This window comes from Collinsella aerofaciens (assembly GCF_039758815.1).
GTDB classification, from domain to species: Bacteria; Actinomycetota; Coriobacteriia; order Coriobacteriales; family Coriobacteriaceae; genus Collinsella; species Collinsella aerofaciens_BP.
Genome location: NZ_JBDMSK010000001.1, coordinates 96,689 through 115,370 on the forward strand (window position 1 = coordinate 96,689; position 18,682 = coordinate 115,370).

Consider the following 18,682-nt stretch of genomic DNA (forward strand, 5'->3'; position numbering starts at 1 on the left):
CGGGTTGGTTTTGGAGGATGACCCCGCGCGGAGGCAAACCACAGGAGGTTTAACATGGCTACCAAGATTAATATCCGCACCCTGCTCGAGGCCGGCTGCCACTTCGGTCACCAGACCCGTCGCTGGAACCCCAAGATGAAGCCGTTCATCTTCGGTGAGCGCAACGGCATCTACATCCTCGACCTCAAGCAGACCATCCTCGACGCCGACCAGGCCTACACCTTCGTCAAGAACGTCGCCAAGGGTGGCAACGTGCTGTTCGTCGGCACCAAGAAGCAGGCTCAGGAGGCCGTCAAGAACGCCGCTGAGCGCGCCAACATGCCTTACATCAACCAGCGCTGGCTCGGCGGTATGCTGACCAACTTCGTCACCATCCGCTCCCGCATCAACCGCATGGAGGAGCTCGAGGCCATGGTCGAGGATGGCCGCATGGCAGTGCTCCCCAAGAAGGAGCAGGCTGTTCTGGGCAAGGAGCTCACCAAGCTCCAGACCAACCTCGGTGGCGCCCGCGACATGAAGGGTCTGCCCCAGGCTCTCTTCGTTATCGACACCAAGCGCGAGGAGAACGCTATCAAGGAGGCCCAGCGCCTGAACATCCCCGTCGTCGCTCTGATCGACACCAACTCCGATCCCGACGAGGTCGAGTACGGCATCCCCTGCAACGATGACGCTATCTCCGCTGTCACCCTTATGTGCGAGCTCATGGCTGACGCCTGCCTCGCTGGCTCCGGCAAGGAGCAGGTCTCCGAGGCCGAGATGGCCGCTGAGCCCAAGGCCGAGTAAATCAGTCTTAGTTAATTCTTTTTCATCTCTTTGAAAGGAACCACAATGGCCCAGATTACCGCCGCTATGGTCAAGCAGCTCCGCGAGATGACCGACTCCCCGATGATGGAGTGCAAGAAGGCTCTCGTCGAGGCTGACGGCGACATGGACGCCGCTGTCGACGTTCTGCGCAAGAACGGCCTCGCCAAGGCTGCCAAGAAGGCTGGCCGTGAGACCAACGAGGGCGCTGTCGCCGCGTTCGTCTCCGAGGATGGCAAGACCGGCGCTCTGCTCGAGCTCTCCTGCGAGACCGACTTCGTCGGCTCTAACGCCAAGTTCACCGGCTTTGCTTCCAAGGTCGCTGAGGTTGTCGCTACCACCGAGCCTGCTGACGTCGACGCTCTGCTCGAGAAGCCGATGGGCGAGGAGACCGTTTCCTCCGAGCTCACCGAGATGATTCACATCATGGGCGAGAACATGAAGATCTCCCGCTTCGCTGCCCGCAAGGCTGAGAACGGCGCGCTCGCTTCTTACATCCACATGGGTGGTAAGATCGGCGTCCTCGTCGAGTTCGCCTTCGAGAAGGCTGAGACCGCTCAGGCTGAATCCTTCAAGACCTTCGCTCACGACGTTGCCCTTCAGGTTGCCGCCGTCGCCCCGATCTGCGCTACCCGCGATCAGGTTCCGGCCGAGACCGTCGAGCACGAGAAGCAGATCTACATGGCTCAGGCTGCCGAGTCCGGTAAGCCCGAGGCTATCCAGGAGAAGATGGCTGTCGGCCGTCTGGAGAAGTTCTACAAGCAGTCCGTGCTCACCGAGCAGGAGTTCATCAAGGACAGCTCCCTCACCATCAAGAAGTACGCTGAGCAGGTCTCCAAGGAGCTCGGCGACACCATTACCGTCGTTGCCTTTGACCGTCTGGTCCGTGGCGAGTAAATAAGCTCTTGTAGCTGGTAATGAGCAGGCTGTGGGTTTTACTCACAGCCTGCTTTTTCATGGCTCTTCTTAGAGCCTTTGATAGAATGTTGAGAGTTCAATCTAAAGGAGGATCGCTTTGTCCGACATCCGATATAAACGCGTGCTTCTTAAGCTTTCCGGCGAAGCGCTGATGGGCGACGGCCAATATGGCATCGACCCCAAGGTTACCGACCATCTTGCTAAGCAGGTCAAGGAGCTGCTCGCCGTTGGCCATGAGGTCGGCGTCGTTGTCGGCGGCGGCAATATTTTCCGCGGCATGGCAGGCGCTGCCGGTGGCATGGAGCGTGCTCAGGCCGACTACATGGGCATGCTGGCAACCGTTATGAACGCGCTCGCCCTGCAGGATGCCTTCGAGCATAACGATGTTCCCTGCCGCGTGATGAGCGCTATCCAGATGAACGAGATCTGCGAGCCCTATATTCGCCGTCGCGCCATCAACCACCTTTCCAAGGGCAACGTCGTTATTTTTGCCGCCGGTTCGGGCAATCCGTACTTTACGACCGACACCGCCGCGGCTCTTCGTGCGTGCGAGATCGGCGCCGAGATTCTGATTAAAGCCACCAAGGTTGACGGCATCTACGATAAGGATCCCGTCAAGTGCGCTGATGCCGTCCGTTTTGACAAGATTACCTATCACGAGGTTCTCGTCCGCGGTCTGCAGGTTATGGATTCCACCGCTACGGCACTGTGCCAGGATAACCGTATGCCGATTTTGGTCCTCAACATCGATGGCGAGGACACCGTCAAGCGCGCGCTCGCGGGTGAGCCCGTCGGCACGCTCGTCTATCAGGAGGATTAAGCATGGCAGAGAACATCACCGCCCATATGGACAAGTCGCTCGAGTCCCTCAAGCATAACTTCTCCAAGGTCCGTACCGGCCGCGCCAATGCCAACATTCTGTCCGACATCACCGTCGATTATTACGGTGTTCCCACGCCGGTCACGCAGGTTGCCGCCGTCAAGACCCCCGAGGCCCACATGCTGCTCATCGAGCCGTGGGACAAGGCACTCATCAACGCTATCGTCAAGGCCATCGGCGCTTCCGATCTGGGTATTACCCCCAACTCCGATGGCACCGTCGTTCGTCTGCCGTTCCCGGCTCCCACCGAGGAGCGCCGTCGCGAGCTCGTCAAGGAGTGCCGCGAGTACGCCGAGCAGGCCAAGGTGTCTATCCGTAACATCCGTCGCGACTTCAACAACAAGCTTGAGCGCGATGAGGAGCTCACCGAGGACGATGTCCGTCGCGAGCAGGCCAAGGTCCAGAAGCACACCGATGAGTATGTCGCCAAGGTCGAGGAGCTTCTGAAGGAAAAAGAAGCCGAGGTCATGGAGATCTAAGGTGCAATACGACGAGCATAAACTGGTCGAGTACTTTGCCGACGCCCCTGCGGGCGTCGGTTTTTCCGACCTTGACCTCAATAACATTCCGCACCATATCTCGTGCATCATGGACGGCAATGGTCGTTGGGCCACATCGCGCGGTCTTGCACGCACCGAGGGCCACAAGGCGGGTATCGTCTCCCTTCGTGAGATTATTACCGCCTGCGTGCGTCTGGGCGTCGACGTGCTTTCGGCCTATGCGTTTTCTACCGAAAACTGGAACCGCCCGCAGCATGAGGTCAACGTCTTGATGCACCTGTTTGCCAAGACGTTTATCGACGAGCTGCCGCTTCTGAAGCGCGAAAACGTGCGCGTTGTCTTTTTGGGTGACATTTCCGCGCTGCCCAAGAAGACCCGCGACGTTTTTGAACGCGGTCTTGCCGAGTGCGCCAATCACACCGGCATGACGCTGGCGCTTGCCGTCAACTACGGCGCGCGTGCCGAGATTACCCGCGCTGTCCGTCAGATCGCACTCGACGCTGCCGCCGGTAAGATCGATCCTGGCGCAATTGATGACGACATGGTGGCTTCCCACCTCTATACCGCCGGCCTTCCCGATCCTGAGCTTGTGATTCGCACTTCTGGTGAGCTGCGCCTTTCGAACTATCTGCTGTGGCAGGTGGCTTATTCCGAATTCTACGTCACCGATACCTATTGGCCCGACTTTGATCGTTGGGGCCTTGTCGACGCCATTTTGGCCTATCAGGGCCGTGACCGTAGGTTTGGTGGACTGAGCAAGACCGAGGAGGCTTAATCGTGTCCGATCGTCCCAAGGCATCTGCTCCCAAGACGCCTGCGCGCAAAGCTGCCACTGCGGGAACGCCTGCAGTGAAGAGCGGCACCGGTTCGTGGCTGGCGGGCTTTATTACCCGTGCCGCCGCCGGTATCGTCTACGCCGTTGTCTTTATCCTGTGCCTGGTTTTGGGTATCGTGCCTACGGCCATCTTTGTTTCCGTCATGAGCGGTCTGTGCTGCTATGAGTTTTTCCGTATGACAAGGCTCGATGGCAAGATGGCTAACGAGCGCATGGGTATCGCTGCCGCCGTGCTCTTTCCGCTGTCGGCGTTGGGCGATTCGATGCTGCTGAATGCCCTGCTTTTTGCCCTGATGCTCGCTGTGGGCATTTGGTATGTCTGGTCGCCGCGTACCCGTATATCCGATGTTGCCGTGACACTCATGGGTCCCATCTACACCGGTTTTATGCTGTCGGCTATCGTGCTGCTGCGCGATGCCGTGCCCGGTTTTGCCGGCGCCCTGCTTTCGGTGGGTGTTTGCGCGTCTCTCTGGGTCTCCGATTCGTTTGCCTATATCGTGGGTAGCCGTATCGGCAAACACAAGATGGTTCCCAAGATCTCTCCCAAAAAGAGCTGGGAGGGGTTTGTTGGCGGCATCCTGGGCTCGGTTTTGATTTGGCTCATCCTGTGGGCGACGCATTTCTTCAAGCTCAGCCTGCCCTATGCGCTGCTGTGCGGCGTGGTCGTGTCCATTCTGGGCGTTATCGGCGACCTTATCGAGTCGCGCATCAAGCGCGGTGTGGGCGTCAAAGATTCCGGCAACCTTATCCCGGGCCACGGCGGCATGCTCGATCGTAGCGATTCGCTTATCTTCGGCTGCATCACCGCGCAGCTGATGCTGATGATCGGAGGCGTGCTGTAATGTCATTCCAGACGACGTATGGCCCCGATGGACGCCTCCGTGTTGCCATCCTGGGTTGTACGGGCTCCATCGGCACCCAGGCGCTCGATGTGTGCCGCCAGCATGCCGATCGCCTGCAGGTGACGGCGCTGTCCGTTAACTCCAGTACCTCCGAGCTTGTTGCCGCTGCCCGCGAGTTCTCGGTTTCGGCGGTTGCCGTGGCCGATGTCGCTCATGGCGATGACGCCGTGCTGCAGGAGTTGCCCGAGGGAACGAAGCTCGGCGTTGGCGCGCAGGCGGTTTGCGAGCTCGCGCGTCGCGACGATGTCGACTGCGTACTCGTCGCTATTGTGGGTGCCGCCGGTCTCGAGGCGAGCCATGCGGCCTTGACCTCGAATAAGCGTCTTGCCCTTGCCAACAAGGAGTCCCTCGTCGTCGGTGGCGACTTGCTTATGCCGTTGGCGCAACCGGGCCAGCTTATTCCAGTCGACTCTGAGCACTCCGCCATCTACCAGTGCTATCTGGGGGAGAACCCGCGCGAGGCTCATTGTATTTGGCTCACCTGCTCGGGCGGTCCGTTCTTTGGCCGCACGCGCGACGAGCTAAATCGCGTGACGCGTGCCGATGCCCTCGCACATCCCACGTGGGCCATGGGTGCTAAGATCACCATCGACTCCGCCACCCTCATGAATAAGGGCCTGGAGCGCATTGAGGCCATGCATCTGTTTAACTGCGACCTCGATTTCATTAACGTGGTCGTGCAGCGTCAGTCCAAGATTCACTCTATGGTCGAGTTTGCCGACGGCTCCGTGATGGCGCATCTCGGTGCTTCCGACATGCGTATTCCCATCCAGTTCGCGTTCTCGTATCCCGAGCGTTGGGATACCCCGGCGCCTCGTATCGATTTCCGCGAGCTGGGGCAGCTCACGTTTGATGCTGCCGACATGGATACCTTCCGCTGTCTGGCACTGGCCGAGCGTGCCGGCAAGACGGGTGGCACCATGCCGTGCGTGCTCAATGCCGCCAACGAGGTCGCCGTCGATGCCTTCCTGCACGATGGCTGCAGCTTTACCGATATCGATCGCATTGTGGAATCCTGCATGGATGCCCACGATATGCAGGCGGTCGATTCGTTTGAGCAGCTTCGCGACATCGATGCGTGGGCGCGTGAAAAGGCTGCGCAGGTACTCTCCGCAACCCGTTCCTAACCCATAAGGATTGCTTTTTCGTTTTATGGATACTGTTCTGAGCGTTCTCTCATCGGTCTTTTGGGGCCTGCTGATGCTTTCCGTCCTCGTGTTTTTGCACGAGGGCGGCCACTTTTTGGCGGCGCGTGCCTGCGGCGTCCGTGTGACCGAGTTCTTTTTGGGCCTGCCGTGCCGCTTTGACATCCATTACACGTCGCGTCGCATTGGAACCAAGTTTGGCGTGACCCCGCTGCTGCTGGGTGGCTACGCTGCCATCTGCGGTATGGATCCGACCGATGTCTCCTGCGCCGATCGCGTGCTCGCGGCTATCTACCGTCATGGTCGCGTGACCGTGGCCGACCTTGCTGTCGAGCTCGAGCTTTCCGAGGAGGATGTGCTCGAGGCTTGTGCTCTGTTGCTGGGCTGGGGCTCCATCGCTCCCTGGTATGAGGAAGGGGAGAAACCCTCGCCGAGCTACTATCCCACCAAGTATCAGACGCTGCCGCGAGACGCGGCGGGTTACACCACCTTTGACGGCCGCCGGTTCGATCGAGAGCATGCGACTGCCGAGGGCGATGTGTGGGAGCTGCCGTGCGGCGAGGCTGATTTCTTGGCGCAAGAGCGCTCGCACACTTATCTTGGCCAGGGCTTTCTCAAGCGCGCCTTTATGCTGCTCGCGGGCATTCTCGTCAATATCCTGACGGGTTTTTTGCTGCTTATGAGCATCTATTCCATTGCGGGCGTCACCGTGCCGATCGATACCAACGTGATCGGTCAGGTTGACGAGGGGTCTATTGCCGCCAAGGCGGGTATCGAGGCTGGTGATGCGATCCTTTCGGTTGACGGTGTATCGTGCTCCACATGGATGAACGTTTACGATGCCATCGGCAAGGCCGCCGGTAAGGACGATATCGCCATCGAGTACGAGCGTGACGGCAAGCAGCATTCGACCACGGTTGCGCTCAAAGAGGACGAGCGCCTAGGTGTGTATGCCTCTACGCAGGTAGTCCGTTTGGACCCCATCACCTCGGCGCGTCTGTCATTCTCCTATGTTGTGCAGACCGCGGAGGGCGTGATGCGCCTGCTCCAGCCGCAGCATACGATGGAGATTCTCGATCAGTCTTCTTCGATCGTGGGTATTAGCGTTATGTCCTCACAGGCTGCTGCTGCCGGTCCTGCCACATTCCTTTCGTTTGCCGCCCTCATTTCGTTCTCGCTTGGCTTTATGAACCTGCTGCCCATCCCACCACTCGATGGCGGCAAGCTGGTCATCGAGATCATTCAAAAGATTGTGGGCCGCGAGCTTCCGCTCAAGGTCCAGACGATTGTGAGCTATGTGGGCATCGCGCTCTTTGTGCTGCTGTTTGTCTATATGCTTCGTTCCGACATCCTTCGATTTATTCTGTAGGGGAGTGTTTGGATTGTCTTTATCCCATCCTTTGCCTCGCGATTTGACGCGCCCCGTGCATGTGGGCGGTGTGCAGATCGGTGGCGGTGCGCCGGTGGTGGTCCAATCCATGACCTGCACCGATACCGCTGATGCCAAGGCAACACTTGCGCAAGTGTGCGCGTTGGCGCAGGCTGGCTGCGATATCGTGCGTGTGAGCGTGCCCACTGAGGCCGCGCTTGAGGGTTTCCGCACCATCTGTGCCGAGTCTCCGGTGCCAATCGTTGCCGATATCCACTTTAACCACAAGCTGGCCATTGGCGCTGTGGAGGCCGGTGCCGCCAAGCTCCGCATCAATCCCGGTAATATCGGCGATTGGGCCAAGGTCGATGCTGTCATCGATGCCGCGGGTGCTGCGGGCTGCGCAATTCGCATCGGTGTCAACGCTGGTTCGCTTGAGCAGGATATCGCCGAGCGCGACGACCTCACGCAGCCCGAAAAGCTCGTGATGTCGAGCGAGCGCTTCGTCAAGCACTTTGAGGACCGCGGCTTTACGAACATTGTGCTTTCGGCCAAGGCCCATAGCGTGCAAACGACGCTCGATACCTATCGAGCCCTGTCGCGTGAGATTCCCCACGTTCCGCTTCACCTGGGCGTGACGGAGGCGGGGACCAAGCTCCAGGGCACCATCAAGAGCTCTGTAGGCTTGGGTATCTTGCTTTCCGAAGGCATTGGCGACACCATGCGTGTGTCGCTCACAGCCGATCCGGTTGAGGAGCCGCCGGTTGCCTGGGGTATTCTGCAGTCGTTGGGCCTGCGTCGCCGTGGCCCCGAGATTGTCTCGTGCCCCACGTGCGCCCGCTGCCAGGTTAACCTTATTCCCATTGCCGAGGAAGTAACCGAGCGGCTTAAGAACTATACCGCGCCGCTTTCGATTGCCGTTATGGGATGTGCCGTTAATGGCCCCGGCGAGGCTTCTGATGCCGACCTGGGCGTTGCTTGCGGACGTGGTCAGGCCTTGCTCTTTTCGCATGGCCAGATCATTGGTAAAGTAGCTGAGGACCAAATTGTCGACGCGCTTATGGCAGAGGTCGACAAGCTTATTGAGGAGAAATAAATGACCCGAGCAATGTATATGTCTAAGCTCTATGCGCCGACGCTTAAAGAGGATCCGGCGGACGCTGAGCTCGCCAGTCACCGCCTGCTGCTCCGTGCCGGCATGATCCGCAAGGAGGCCGCCGGCCTGTATTCCTACCTGCCGCTTGCCTGGCGCTCGATCCGTAAGATCGAGAACATCGTGCGCGACGAGATGGACGCTGCCGGCGCCCAGGAGCTTATGATGCCTATCATGGTCGACGCCGAGTTGTGGCGCGAGTCCGGCCGCATCGACGCCTATGGCAAGGAACTTGTGCGCTTTGACGACCGTCATGGTCGCGAGTTCGTCCTGGGCCCCACGCACGAGGAGACCGTCACGGCCCTGGTGCGCAACGAGCTACGCTCCTATAAGCAGCTGCCCGTCAACCTGTATCACATTCAGGACAAGTTCCGCGACGAGTTCCGTCCCCGCTTTGGCCTGATGCGCGGCCGCGAGTTCATCATGAAGGACGCCTACAGCTTCTCCGCCACGCAGGAGAGCCTGCAGGAGGAGTACGACAAGATGAAGCAGGCGTACGCCAATATCTGCGAGCGCTGCTACATCAAGGCTCTGCCCGTCGTCGCCGATTCTGGCGAGATCGGTGGCGATACCTCCGTCGAGTACATGGCTTTGGCTGACGCCGGCGAGGCTTCGCTCGTCTACTGCGACGATTGCGGCTTCGCTGCCGATGACGAGGCTGCAAGCACCAAGGTCGTCGTGACCGAGGGTCCTGGTGACGGTACGCTCACCAAGGTTGAGACTCCGGGCATGGGCACCATTGAGGCTGTTGCTAAGTTCTTTGGGTTCCCCGAGAACGGCACGCGCAAGTCGCTGGCACTCATCGACGCCGAGGGCAAGCCGGTCGTGGCCATTGTTCCGGGCGATCACGAGCTCAACGATTGCAAGGCCGAGCACGTCTTTGGCAAGGGCTATCGCATGATGACCGACGAGGAGCTTCAGGCGAACGGTCTGCACAAGGGCTTTATCGGACCGGTTAACCTGCCCGATGGCATTCGTCTGGTCTGCGACGAGAGCCTGCGCGAGTCCAAACAGTGGGCCTGCGGTGCCAACGAGGTCGATTATCACTTTACCGGTGCCTGCCCCGAGCGCGACTTTACCGTTGATGAGTGGGCCGATCTGGTCACCGTTGTCGCCGGCGACCCCTGCCCGCACTGCGGCAAGCCGCTCTCCGCTGCCCGCGGCATCGAGGTCTCTCAGGTCTTCCAGCTGGGCACCAAGTACTCCGAGGCCATGGGTGCCACCTTTATGGATGAGGACGGCAAGGAGAAGCCGCTCATCATGGGTTGCTACGGCGTGGGCGTGTCCCGCTCGCTTGCTGCCGTCGTGGAGCAGCACAACGACGAGCACGGTATCGTCTGGCCGGTCTCCGTTGCCCCGTACGAGGTCGCGGTGATTCCGCTTGATCCCAAGAAGGAAGAGTGCGCTACCGTCTGCGAGCAGATTGTTGATGGCCTGTGTGCCGAGGGCATCGAGGTCGTCGTCGACGATCGCGATGAGCGTCCGGGCTTTAAGTTTGCCGATAACGACCTCATGGGCTTCCCGTATCAGGTGGTTCTGGGCAAGCGCGGCCTTAAGAATGGCACCGTTGAGCTCAAGGACCGTGCTACGGGCGAGCGCGAGGACGTGGCGATCGACGAGGTCGTTGCCAAGGTTGCCGAGCTTGTTAAGGCAGCCCGCCGTTAATCGACGATTTCGCTTGTAGTTCGATATGTGGGACGGCCCCGCATTTCTCCAATCGGGGAGATGCGGGGCCGTCCTATTATCTTGTAGCATCTTCGATATCTAAAAGGAAAACCCCACAGCCCATGCGAGCTGCGGGGTTTTCCTTGTGCCTCCGATGCGAAATAAATCGCTCAGATATTACTGATAATCGACGACGTCGATCCAGTTCTTCAGGAACTCATCGTTCACGTTGCGATTACGAGCGAGCTCGGAAGCGGCGACGATGCTCGTCCACTGACGCACGACCTGCATGGGCATGTCGGCACGGTCGCAGTAGAGCTCCAGGTAGGCCTCGGCCTGGTCCTTGCTGTTGAGGGCAAAGAGCAGGTAGGTGGTGGCAACGTCGGCAGCAGGGGAGCCCTGGGTGGCGTGTGCCCAGTCGCACACATAGAGCTGGCCGTCGTCGCCGACGATGACGTTGGAGGGGTTGAAGTCGCCGTGGCAGACCTTGAACTCCTTGGTCATGCCGTCCAGACGCTCCTGAAGGTTGTAGCGCGTGGTGGCATTGAGCTGATCAAGGCTGTCGATCATGCGGGCGAACTTGTCGCGCTGACGGTTGAGCAGCGGGGAGGTGTAGCCGTGGATCTCGATCTGGAGGTCGACGAACATCTCGAGGTACTCACCAAAGCGCTGGGGCTCGGCAGTCATCTTCTCGGCAAGGGTGGTGCCCGGAACCTTCTCGGTCACGAGCGCCCAGCCGTTGGCGTTCTCGAGCTGGGAAACCTCGAGAGCCTTGGGGCTGCGGATGCCGCACTCATTGATGCGGGCAAGATTCAAAGCCTCGTTGAACACGTCGGAGACAGGCTTGGTCTCGTTAAAGACCTTGACGATCTTGTCGCCCAGGTCGTAAACGACCTTGTTGCCACGGCGGACGAGCTCGGTCTTGGAATCGGGTAGCAGCATGGTTGCATCCTTTCAACGATGCGATAGAAGCGACGGCGGGGGTGTGTGAAACACCCGTGCACCCCCGCCGCAAAAAACCGTGCTAAAAACTAGCAGACGGCGTAGTCCTGGGGCTCGCGGCCGTAGTAGGCGTCCAGGTAGAGCTCCTTGATCTCGCTCATGAGCGGGTAGCGCGGGTTAGCGCCGGTGCACTGGTCGTTGAATGCCTGCTCGGTCATCTCGTCGAGGGTGTCGAGGAAGTACTGCTCGTCAACACCGTAGTCGGCGATGGTCTTCTTGACACCGATGAAGTCCTTGAGCTCCTCGAGCTTCGTGATGAAGTTCTCGAAGACCTCCTTGTCGTCCTTGCCCTCGATGCCGCAGTACTTGGCCATCTCGGCGTAGTTGTGCAGCGCGTTGGGGTAAGGATACTGGGAGAAGGTACCCATCTTGACGGGAGCCTCGGCGGCGTTGTAGCGCATGACGCGGGTCAGGATGACGGCGTTAGCGATGCCGTGGGGCAGGTGATGGAAAGCGCCGAGCTTGTGAGCCATGGAGTGGTTGAGGCCCAGGAAGGCGTTGGCGAAGGCCATACCGGCCATGCAGGAGGCGTTGTGCATCTCCTCGCGGGCGTGCGGGTCCTTGGCGCCGTTCGTGAAGCTGGAGGGCAGGTTCTCAAAGACGAGCTTGGCAGCGCGCTCGGAGAGGCCCTTGGTGTAGTCGGAAGCCATGATGGAGACGTAGGACTCGATGGCGTGGGTCATGACGTCGATGCCGGAGGCAGCGGTCAGGCCGCGCGGGGCGGTCATGCAGTTGTCAGCGTCGACGATAGCCATGTTGGGGAGCAGCGCGTAGTCGGCGAGCGGCCACTTGATGCCGGTCTCCTTGTCGGTGATGATGGCGAACGGCGTGCACTCGGAGCCGGTACCCGAGGAGGTCGGGACGGCGACGAAGTAGGCCTTCTTGCCCATCTCGGGGAAGGTGAAGATACGCTTGCGGATGTCCATGAAGTCCATGGCCATGTCCTCAAACTTGCACTCGGGGTGCTCGTACATCATCCACATGATCTTGCCGGCGTCCATAGCGGAGCCACCGCCGACGGCGATGATGACGTCCGGCTCAAAGAGAGCCATCTGCTTGGCGCCGCGACGTGCGCACTGCAGCGACGGATCGGGCTCGACGTCGTAGAAGCAGTCGTGGGCGATGCCCATCTCGTCGAGCTTGGCCTCGATGGCGCGGGTGTTGCCATTCTTGAAGAGGAACTGGTCGGTAACGATGAAGGCGCGCTTCTTGCCCATGACGTTGCCCAGCTCGTCGAGGGCGACGGGCGTGGAACCCTTCTTGAAGTAGACCTTCTCGGGAGCGCGGAACCACAGCATGTTCTCACGGCGCTCGGCCACAGTCTTAACGTTGATCAAGTGCTTCACCCCAACGTTCTCGGAGACGGAGTTGCCGCCCCAGGAGCCGCAGCCCAGGGTCAGAGACGGCTTCATGCCAAAGTTGTACAGGTCACCGATGCCACCGTGCGAGGACGGGGTGTTGATGACGATGCGGCAGGCCTTCATGACGTGCTCGAACAGGCTGATCTTCTCGGCCTGGGCGGGGTGCACGTACAGAGAGGCGGTGTGGCCCGGGCCACCGGCGAGCACCAGGTGCTCGGCCTTGTCGACGGCCTCCTGGAAGTCCTTGGCGTGGTACATGGCCAGGACCGGGGAGAGCTTCTCGTGGGAGAACTCCTCCTTGGCGGGGTCGGTGGAGGTGACCTCGGCGATCAGGATCTTAGTCTTGGCGGGAACCTCGATGCCGGCGAGCTCGGCGATCTTGGCGGCAGCCATGCCGGGGATGCGGTGATCGAGGGCGCCGTTCTTGAACATGGCGGCACGCAGGGCCTCCATCTCGGCACCCTGCTTGACGAAGTAGCAGCCGCGCTTCTGGAACTCGGCCTTGACCTGGTCGTAGATGGTGTCGATGACGGTCACGGACTGCTCGGAAGCGCAGATCATGCCGTTGTCGAAGGTCTTGGAGTGGATGATGGAGTTGACTGCGAGCAGAACGTCGGCGGTGTCGTCGATGACGACCGGGGTGTTACCGGCGCCAACGCCCAGGGCGGGCTTGCCCGAGGAGTAGGCGGCCTTGACCATGCCCGGGCCACCGGTGGCGAGGATGATGTCGACGTCGCGCATGACCATGTTAGTCAGCTCGATGGAGGGGACATCGACCCAGCCGATGATGCCCTCGGGGGCGCCGGCCTTGACGGCGGCGTCAAGCACGAGCTTGGCGGCGGCGATGGTGCACTTGGCGGCAGCCGGGTGCGGGGAGATGATGATGGCGTTGCGGGTCTTCAGGCAGATCAGCGTCTTGAAGATCGCGGTGGAGGTGGGGTTGGTCGTCGGGATGACGGCGCCCACGATGCCGATGGGCTCGGCGATCTTGGTGATGCCGTAAGCCTCGTCGCGCTCCAGGACACCACAGGTCTTGGTATTCTTGTAAGCGTTGTAGATGTACTCTGCGGCGTAGTGGTTCTTGATGACCTTGTCCTCAAGAACGCCGCGGCCGGTCTCCTCGATGGCCATCTTCGCCAACGGGATACGAGCCTTGTTGGCGGCCATGGCGGCCTCATAGAAGATCTTGTCGACCTGCTCCTGCGTGTACGTAGCAAAAAGCGCCTGGGCCTCTCGCATCTGAGCGAGCTTAGCCTCAAGCGCCTCTACGTTGTCCACAATTGCGGGAGTAGTGTTTTCCGGTGACTTTTTCACCATTTGTGTCTCCTTGCGATCGGAGATTTACCCTACGTCTTGCATGATAGCAAGAAATTATTCGGTGAACGGTAAGATTCCCGTAAAAGGCACACTAAAACGCTTCAATAAACTGAAGCGTTTTAACTAAAACTATTTGCCTGCTGCATCGCCCCGCTCATTGGGTACAGACTCTCATGAGTATTTCAATGGGAAAACGGGACATCTGTTTGATGATCGCTATTCGCGGGTCGCGGTTGAGTCGGACACACAGGCGGTGCAGCTACTCGATTACATCCATTTCAATCCCGTGTAAGGTGCGTCCGACTCGCTCGAGGCGTACCGTTAGTTACAAGGCATACCAGCTGGGCTATGATCCCTTTGACATCTGCAAACCCTCATATAAGTCTGTCCCCAATGAGTGCAAAAAGGCGCCCTCCGTAGGGGAGGGCGCCTTTGGTAAGTTCTATATGAACGCGAGGTCTTTGACCCGGAGAGTCCGAGGTACTTGTTGGTAAGACCTTATTTACGAGCGCGCAACCTTGCCGGACTTGAGGCAGGTGGAGCAAACGTTCATCTTGCGACGGTGACCATCGACGACGACGTAGACGCGCTGGATGTTGGGGCGGAACTTACGGTTGGTGACGCGGTGAGAGTGGCTGATGGAGCGACCGGCAACGGGGTGCTTACCGCAAACTTCGCAAACTTTGGACATAACTGACCCTCCTTGGGCGACAAACGAACATGTCGCGTTAACAAACAAGCCTGAACTATAGCACAGAAGCATGTCTCTGTGCGCAATCTACACAGAGATATTCCTCTTTTGGCGATAGTGCCCACGCTACGGCCCTGGACGTAGATCCGATTTGCGTGCGGCAGAGGGGATTATGCCAGCTCGCAACAAGGTTTTCAAGCGCGTCCCACAAATATATATAGGTTTATGGAGCGATTGGCTCCGTTTACGGATTGACTAGTATTTATGCTCGCATTTGAGCCCGAGGTTGGCTACACTATGCCTTGACCATTAAAGGGGTACGAGATACCCGCATGGAATTACATAGCTGTCAATGAGCAGTACTTCCTGTGGGTGTCTGGTTCCGCTTTGAGCGGTCGGGCATCTATTTTTTTGACTGTGTCAGCAGTCAAGACATGTGAGGAAGGAGATCGATGGGCACGACTTCCCCCAAGGCGGTCATCATGGACGAGACCGCCGTCAACCGAGCGATGACCCGCATCGCGCACGAGATCCTCGAGCGCAACGAGGGCTGTGAAGACCTCGCTCTGGTCGGCATCGTCACGCGCGGCGACCTTCTGGCAAAGAAGCTCGCCGAGGCGATCAAGGAGATCGAGGGTGTCGACGTTCCGCTCGGCAGCCTGGACATCAGCTTCTATCGCGATGACTATGCGACCAATTTCGCTCCCGCGATCCACGCTACCAACATTCCCTTCAGCGTCGACGGCAAGCGTGTCGTGCTGGTGGACGACATCCTGTACACGGGTCGCACCATCCGCGCCGCTCTGGACGCCGTTATGGACCTGGGTCGTCCGAGCCGAGTCGAGCTGGCAGTTCTCGTTGACCGCGGTCACCGCGAGCTCCCTATCTCGCCGGACTTTGTCGGCAAGAACGTTCCCTCGTCGCACGAGGAGAACGTGCACCTATATATGAAGGAAGTCGACGGCCACACCGCTGTCGAGATCAACGACGTCGCGCCGGGTTCCCACGTGGGCTCCGCGCCGCTGGGAGGTGAGTAGTACCGTGGCGTTTAATCATAAGCACCTGATCGACATTACCGAGTACTCCGAAGAGGACATCAAGCTCATCCTCGAGACCGCCAAGGCGTTCTCCGAGGTCAACGAGCGTGCCATCAAGAAGGTCCCCACGCTCAAGGGCAAGACCATCGTCAACATGTTCAACGAGCCCTCGACGCGTACCCGCAGCTCCTTCGAGCTCGCCGAGAAGCGTCTTTCGGCCGACAGCCTCAACTTTGGCGGCTCCTCGACCTCCACGGTCAAGGGCGAGAGCCTCGTCGATACCGTCGAGACCCTCAACGCCTACAAGATTGACTGCATTGTCGTGCGCGACAAGCATGCCGGTGCTCCCTACATCGTCACGCAGAATTCGCCCGCGAGTGTTATCTGCGCCGGTGACGGTAAGCACAACCACCCCACGCAGGCTCTGCTCGACCTGTACACCATCTGGGAGCACAAGGGTGACTTCCACGGTCTGAAGGTCGCTGTCGTCGGCGACATCGCCCACTCCCGCGTTTGCGGCTCGCTGATTCCCGCGTTGAAGATCATGGGCTGCGAGACCTACGCCGTCGCCCCCGGCACGCTGCTGCCGCCGGCGCCCGAGGTTCTGGGCTGCGACCACGTGACGAGCGACCTCGATTCCGTCCTGCCCGAGCTGGACGTCGTCTACATGCTGCGCGTACAGCAGGAGCGCCTCGAGGGTGCCCCGTTCCCGACCATTCGCGAGTACCACAAGCTCTTCGGCCTGACCAAGGACCGTGAGAAGCTCATGAAGCCCGACGCGATCATCTGCCACCCGGGCCCCATCAACCGCGGCGTCGAGTTCGACTCCTATATGGCCGACCACCCGCAACGCTCCGTCATCCTGGAGCAGGTCTACGCCGGTATCTGCGTGCGTATGGCTATCCTGTATCTGCTGCTTGGAGGTGCCGATAATGGCCTTGCTTCTTAAGAATGCCCACGTCGTCGACCCGTCCGTCGAGCTTGACGGTGTCGTTGACGTCCTGATTGACGGCGACAAGATCGCCGAGGTCGGCGAGAACCTCGCCGCCGAGGGAGCCGTGGTCCGCGACCTTTCCGGTAAGTACCTCGTCCCTGGCTTGGTGGACATGCACGTCCACCTGCGCGAGCCCGGCTACGAGGTCAAAGAGGACATCGAGAGCGGCACCCGCGCAGCTGCCAAGGGCGGCTTCACCGGCGTGTGCGCTATGCCCAACACCGATCCCGTTACCGATAACGGTACCGTCGTTGAGTTCGTCAAGTCCCGCGCTGCCGAGGTCGGTCACTGCCGCGTCTATCCGTCGGGCGCCATGACCCGCGGTCTTAAGGGCGAGGCCATGTCCGAGATGGGCGATATGGTCGCCCACGGCGCCGTCGCCTTCACCGACGACGGTCGCGGCGTGCAGGGTGCAGGCATGCTCCGTCGTTGCATGGACTACGGCAAGATGTTCGGCAAGGTCTTTATGAGCCACTGCCAGGACGAGGACCTGGTCGGCCACGGCCAGATCAACGAGGGCAAGGTCTCGACCCGTCTGGCTCTTGAGGGCTGGCCGGCTGCCGGCGAGGAGCTCCAGATCGCTCGCGACATCGAGATCGCCAAGCTGACCGGTGCCAAGCTGCACATCCAGCACATCTCTACCGCCCATGGCCTGGAGATCGTGCGTGCCGGCAAGGCCGCTGGCGTTCAGGTTACCTGCGAGGCAACCCCGCACCACATGTTCCTGACCGAGAACGACCTGGACGAGACCTACAACACCTCGCTCAAGGTCAATCCGCCGCTGCGCACCGACGAGGACGCCGAGGCCATCCGTCAGGGTGTCATCGACGGCACCGTCGACGTTATCGTCACCGATCATGCTCCCCACACCCCGTGGGAGAAGGCCCGCGAGTTCGAGCTTGCGCCCTTTGGTATGACCGGCCTCGAGACCTCGCTGTCGCTCGTACTCACCGAGCTGGTCAACACGGGCAAGATGAGCGTGGGCCGCATGGTCGAGCTCATGGCCATCAAGCCGCGTGAGATCCTGGGCCTCGACCAGGTTCAGGTCAAGGCGGGCTCCGTTGCCGACCTGACCGTCTTCGACCCCGCTGCAACCTGGACGGTCGGCGAGGACGGCTACGAGTCGCGCGCCGAGAACTCCGGTTTTGCCGGCCGTACGCTCACCGGTCGTGCCACCGATGTGTTCGTCGGCGGTAAGCAGACGCTTGCCGACGGCTGCATCTGCTAGCATAGCCTTATCGCTTTTGTGCGCGGCGCCCTTGCGGTGCCGCGCTTTCTGTTCGCCTGAACCATGCAACCGCATGGGGGATTGGAGCGTCTATGCCCACACCTTCCACTGCACGCATGCACGACTTCGAGGTCGTCTCGAACCAGGAGATCGCCGACGGCATCTTCTCGCTCGTTATCTCGGCCCCCAAGCTTGCAAGTGCGCTCAAGCCCGGTCAGTTTGTGAACATCGCCGTACCCGGTGATGCGTCCTCGCTGCTTCGCGTGCCCCTGAGCTTCTATCGTGCCGACGCCGAGGCCGGCACCGTCGAGCTGTGGTACGCCGTCGTGGGCGATGATACCCGTCGTCTGTCGCAGATGGCCCTTGGCTCCACCTCCAACCTGCTGGGCCCTGGCGGCCGCGGCTGGTTCGTGCCCGAGGGTACCAGGAAAGCACTGCTCGTCGCCGGCGGCATTGGCGTTCCGCCTGTGCTCTGCCTGGCTGACATGCTTGCCAAGCAGGGTGTAGCCGTCGACGTGTGCCTGGGCTTTTGCACCGCGTCCAAGGCCGTGGGCGTCGATGAGTTCCGCGCGCTGGGAGCTACGGTCAACGTATGCACCGACGACGGCTCGTTGGGCACGCACGGCTTCTGCACCGATCCTGCCGCTGAGCTGCTCGGCGAGGGCGGTTACGACTACGTCGCCAGCTGTGGTCCCGCCGTCATGATGAAGAAGGTCGCCGCCGCTGCCGCCGAGGCCGGCGCGTACTGCGAGGTGTCGCTCGAGCGCATGATGAGCTGTGGCTTTGGTGCCTGCAACACCTGCAATGTCGAGACGGTCGACGGTATGAAGGGCGCCTGCATGTGCGGCCCCGTGTTTGATGCTTCCAAGGTGGTGGTCTTCTAG

17 protein-coding genes are annotated in these 18,682 nt (G+C 60.3%); 14 read left to right on the forward strand and 3 right to left on the reverse strand.

Annotation, left to right across the window (positions count from 1 at the left end):
* The first annotated feature begins 54 nt into the window (after positions 1-54).
* The 10 genes from rpsB (at position 55) to ABHT90_RS00455 (ending at position 10,168) form a co-directional block, all read left to right on the forward strand.
* A complete protein-coding gene (rpsB, locus tag ABHT90_RS00410) occupies positions 55-783 on the forward strand; it encodes a 30S ribosomal protein S2 (RefSeq protein ID WP_006236109.1) in 729 nt (242 codons plus the stop codon).
* Positions 784-828: 45 nt separating this feature from the next.
* The gene (gene tsf / locus ABHT90_RS00415) at positions 829-1,698 is read left to right on the forward strand and encodes a translation elongation factor Ts (protein WP_022094736.1); all 870 of its coding nucleotides are present in this window, start codon (positions 829-831) and stop codon (positions 1,696-1,698) included.
* A 118-nt stretch (positions 1,699-1,816) separates the two neighbouring features.
* Positions 1,817-2,539, forward strand: coding sequence for a UMP kinase (gene pyrH / locus ABHT90_RS00420; RefSeq protein WP_040359955.1), 723 nt, complete (start codon positions 1,817-1,819; stop codon positions 2,537-2,539).
* A gap of 2 nt (positions 2,540-2,541) precedes the next feature.
* Positions 2,542-3,078, forward strand: coding sequence for a ribosome recycling factor (gene frr, locus ABHT90_RS00425; protein WP_006236112.1), 537 nt, complete (start codon positions 2,542-2,544; stop codon positions 3,076-3,078).
* Position 3,079: 1 nt separating this feature from the next.
* Positions 3,080-3,874, forward strand: coding sequence for an undecaprenyl pyrophosphate synthase (gene uppS / locus ABHT90_RS00430; RefSeq protein ID WP_055309876.1), 795 nt, complete (start codon positions 3,080-3,082; stop codon positions 3,872-3,874).
* 2 nt (positions 3,875-3,876) lie between these two features.
* Complete coding sequence (locus ABHT90_RS00435; protein ID WP_271736527.1) at positions 3,877-4,776, forward strand: phosphatidate cytidylyltransferase; 900 nt, start codon at positions 3,877-3,879, stop codon at positions 4,774-4,776.
* Entirely contained in the window at positions 4,776-5,963 is a 1,188-nt protein-coding gene (gene dxr / locus ABHT90_RS00440; protein WP_195644954.1) for a 1-deoxy-D-xylulose-5-phosphate reductoisomerase, read from the forward strand. The genes ABHT90_RS00435 and dxr overlap by 1 nt, the downstream gene beginning before the upstream one ends.
* Before the next feature lie 25 nt (positions 5,964-5,988).
* On the forward strand, positions 5,989-7,350 hold the full coding sequence (locus tag ABHT90_RS00445; RefSeq protein ID WP_195644953.1) for a M50 family metallopeptidase: 1,362 nt from the start codon (positions 5,989-5,991) through the stop codon (positions 7,348-7,350).
* A gap of 13 nt (positions 7,351-7,363) precedes the next feature.
* Complete coding sequence (gene ispG, locus ABHT90_RS00450) at positions 7,364-8,446, forward strand: flavodoxin-dependent (E)-4-hydroxy-3-methylbut-2-enyl-diphosphate synthase (RefSeq protein WP_271736533.1); 1,083 nt, start codon at positions 7,364-7,366, stop codon at positions 8,444-8,446.
* Positions 8,447-10,168, forward strand: a complete 1,722-nt coding sequence (locus ABHT90_RS00455; RefSeq protein ID WP_229025872.1) for a proline--tRNA ligase — start codon at positions 8,447-8,449, stop codon at positions 10,166-10,168.
* 177 nt (positions 10,169-10,345) lie between these two features.
* Here the strand turns inward: ABHT90_RS00455 and ABHT90_RS00460 are convergent, their stop codons facing one another.
* From ABHT90_RS00460 to rpmB, 3 genes are all read right to left on the reverse strand, one after another.
* Positions 10,346-11,110: an aminoglycoside phosphotransferase family protein gene (locus ABHT90_RS00460; RefSeq protein WP_271736536.1), complete on the reverse strand. Its 765-nt coding sequence runs from the start codon at positions 11,108-11,110 to the stop codon at positions 10,346-10,348.
* 89 nt (positions 11,111-11,199) lie between these two features.
* Positions 11,200-13,848 carry a bifunctional acetaldehyde-CoA/alcohol dehydrogenase gene (adhE, locus tag ABHT90_RS00465; RefSeq protein WP_161160261.1) on the reverse strand — a complete coding sequence of 883 codons (2,649 nt, stop codon included), beginning with the start codon at positions 13,846-13,848 and terminating at the stop codon, positions 11,200-11,202.
* Between the two features lie 502 nt (positions 13,849-14,350).
* Positions 14,351-14,539, reverse strand: a complete 189-nt coding sequence (gene rpmB, locus ABHT90_RS00470) for a 50S ribosomal protein L28 (RefSeq protein ID WP_022094725.1) — start codon at positions 14,537-14,539, stop codon at positions 14,351-14,353.
* A gap of 452 nt (positions 14,540-14,991) precedes the next feature.
* Here rpmB and pyrR point away from each other — a divergent pair, with 452 nt between their 5' ends.
* The 4 genes from pyrR to ABHT90_RS00490 all read left to right on the forward strand — a co-directional run bounded on the left by pyrR (position 14,992) and on the right by ABHT90_RS00490 (position 18,682).
* Positions 14,992-15,576 (forward strand): bifunctional pyr operon transcriptional regulator/uracil phosphoribosyltransferase PyrR, encoded by a 585-nt coding sequence (pyrR, locus tag ABHT90_RS00475; RefSeq protein ID WP_271736539.1) that lies wholly within the window; start codon positions 14,992-14,994, stop codon positions 15,574-15,576.
* A 4-nt stretch (positions 15,577-15,580) separates the two neighbouring features.
* The gene (locus tag ABHT90_RS00480; RefSeq protein ID WP_035138537.1) at positions 15,581-16,525 is read left to right on the forward strand and encodes an aspartate carbamoyltransferase catalytic subunit; all 945 of its coding nucleotides are present in this window, start codon (positions 15,581-15,583) and stop codon (positions 16,523-16,525) included.
* A complete protein-coding gene (locus ABHT90_RS00485) occupies positions 16,509-17,798 on the forward strand; it encodes a dihydroorotase (RefSeq protein ID WP_271736541.1) in 1,290 nt (429 codons plus the stop codon). The genes ABHT90_RS00480 and ABHT90_RS00485 overlap by 17 nt, the downstream gene beginning before the upstream one ends.
* A 116-nt stretch (positions 17,799-17,914) precedes the next feature.
* Complete coding sequence (locus ABHT90_RS00490; RefSeq protein WP_271736565.1) at positions 17,915-18,682, forward strand: dihydroorotate dehydrogenase electron transfer subunit; 768 nt, start codon at positions 17,915-17,917, stop codon at positions 18,680-18,682.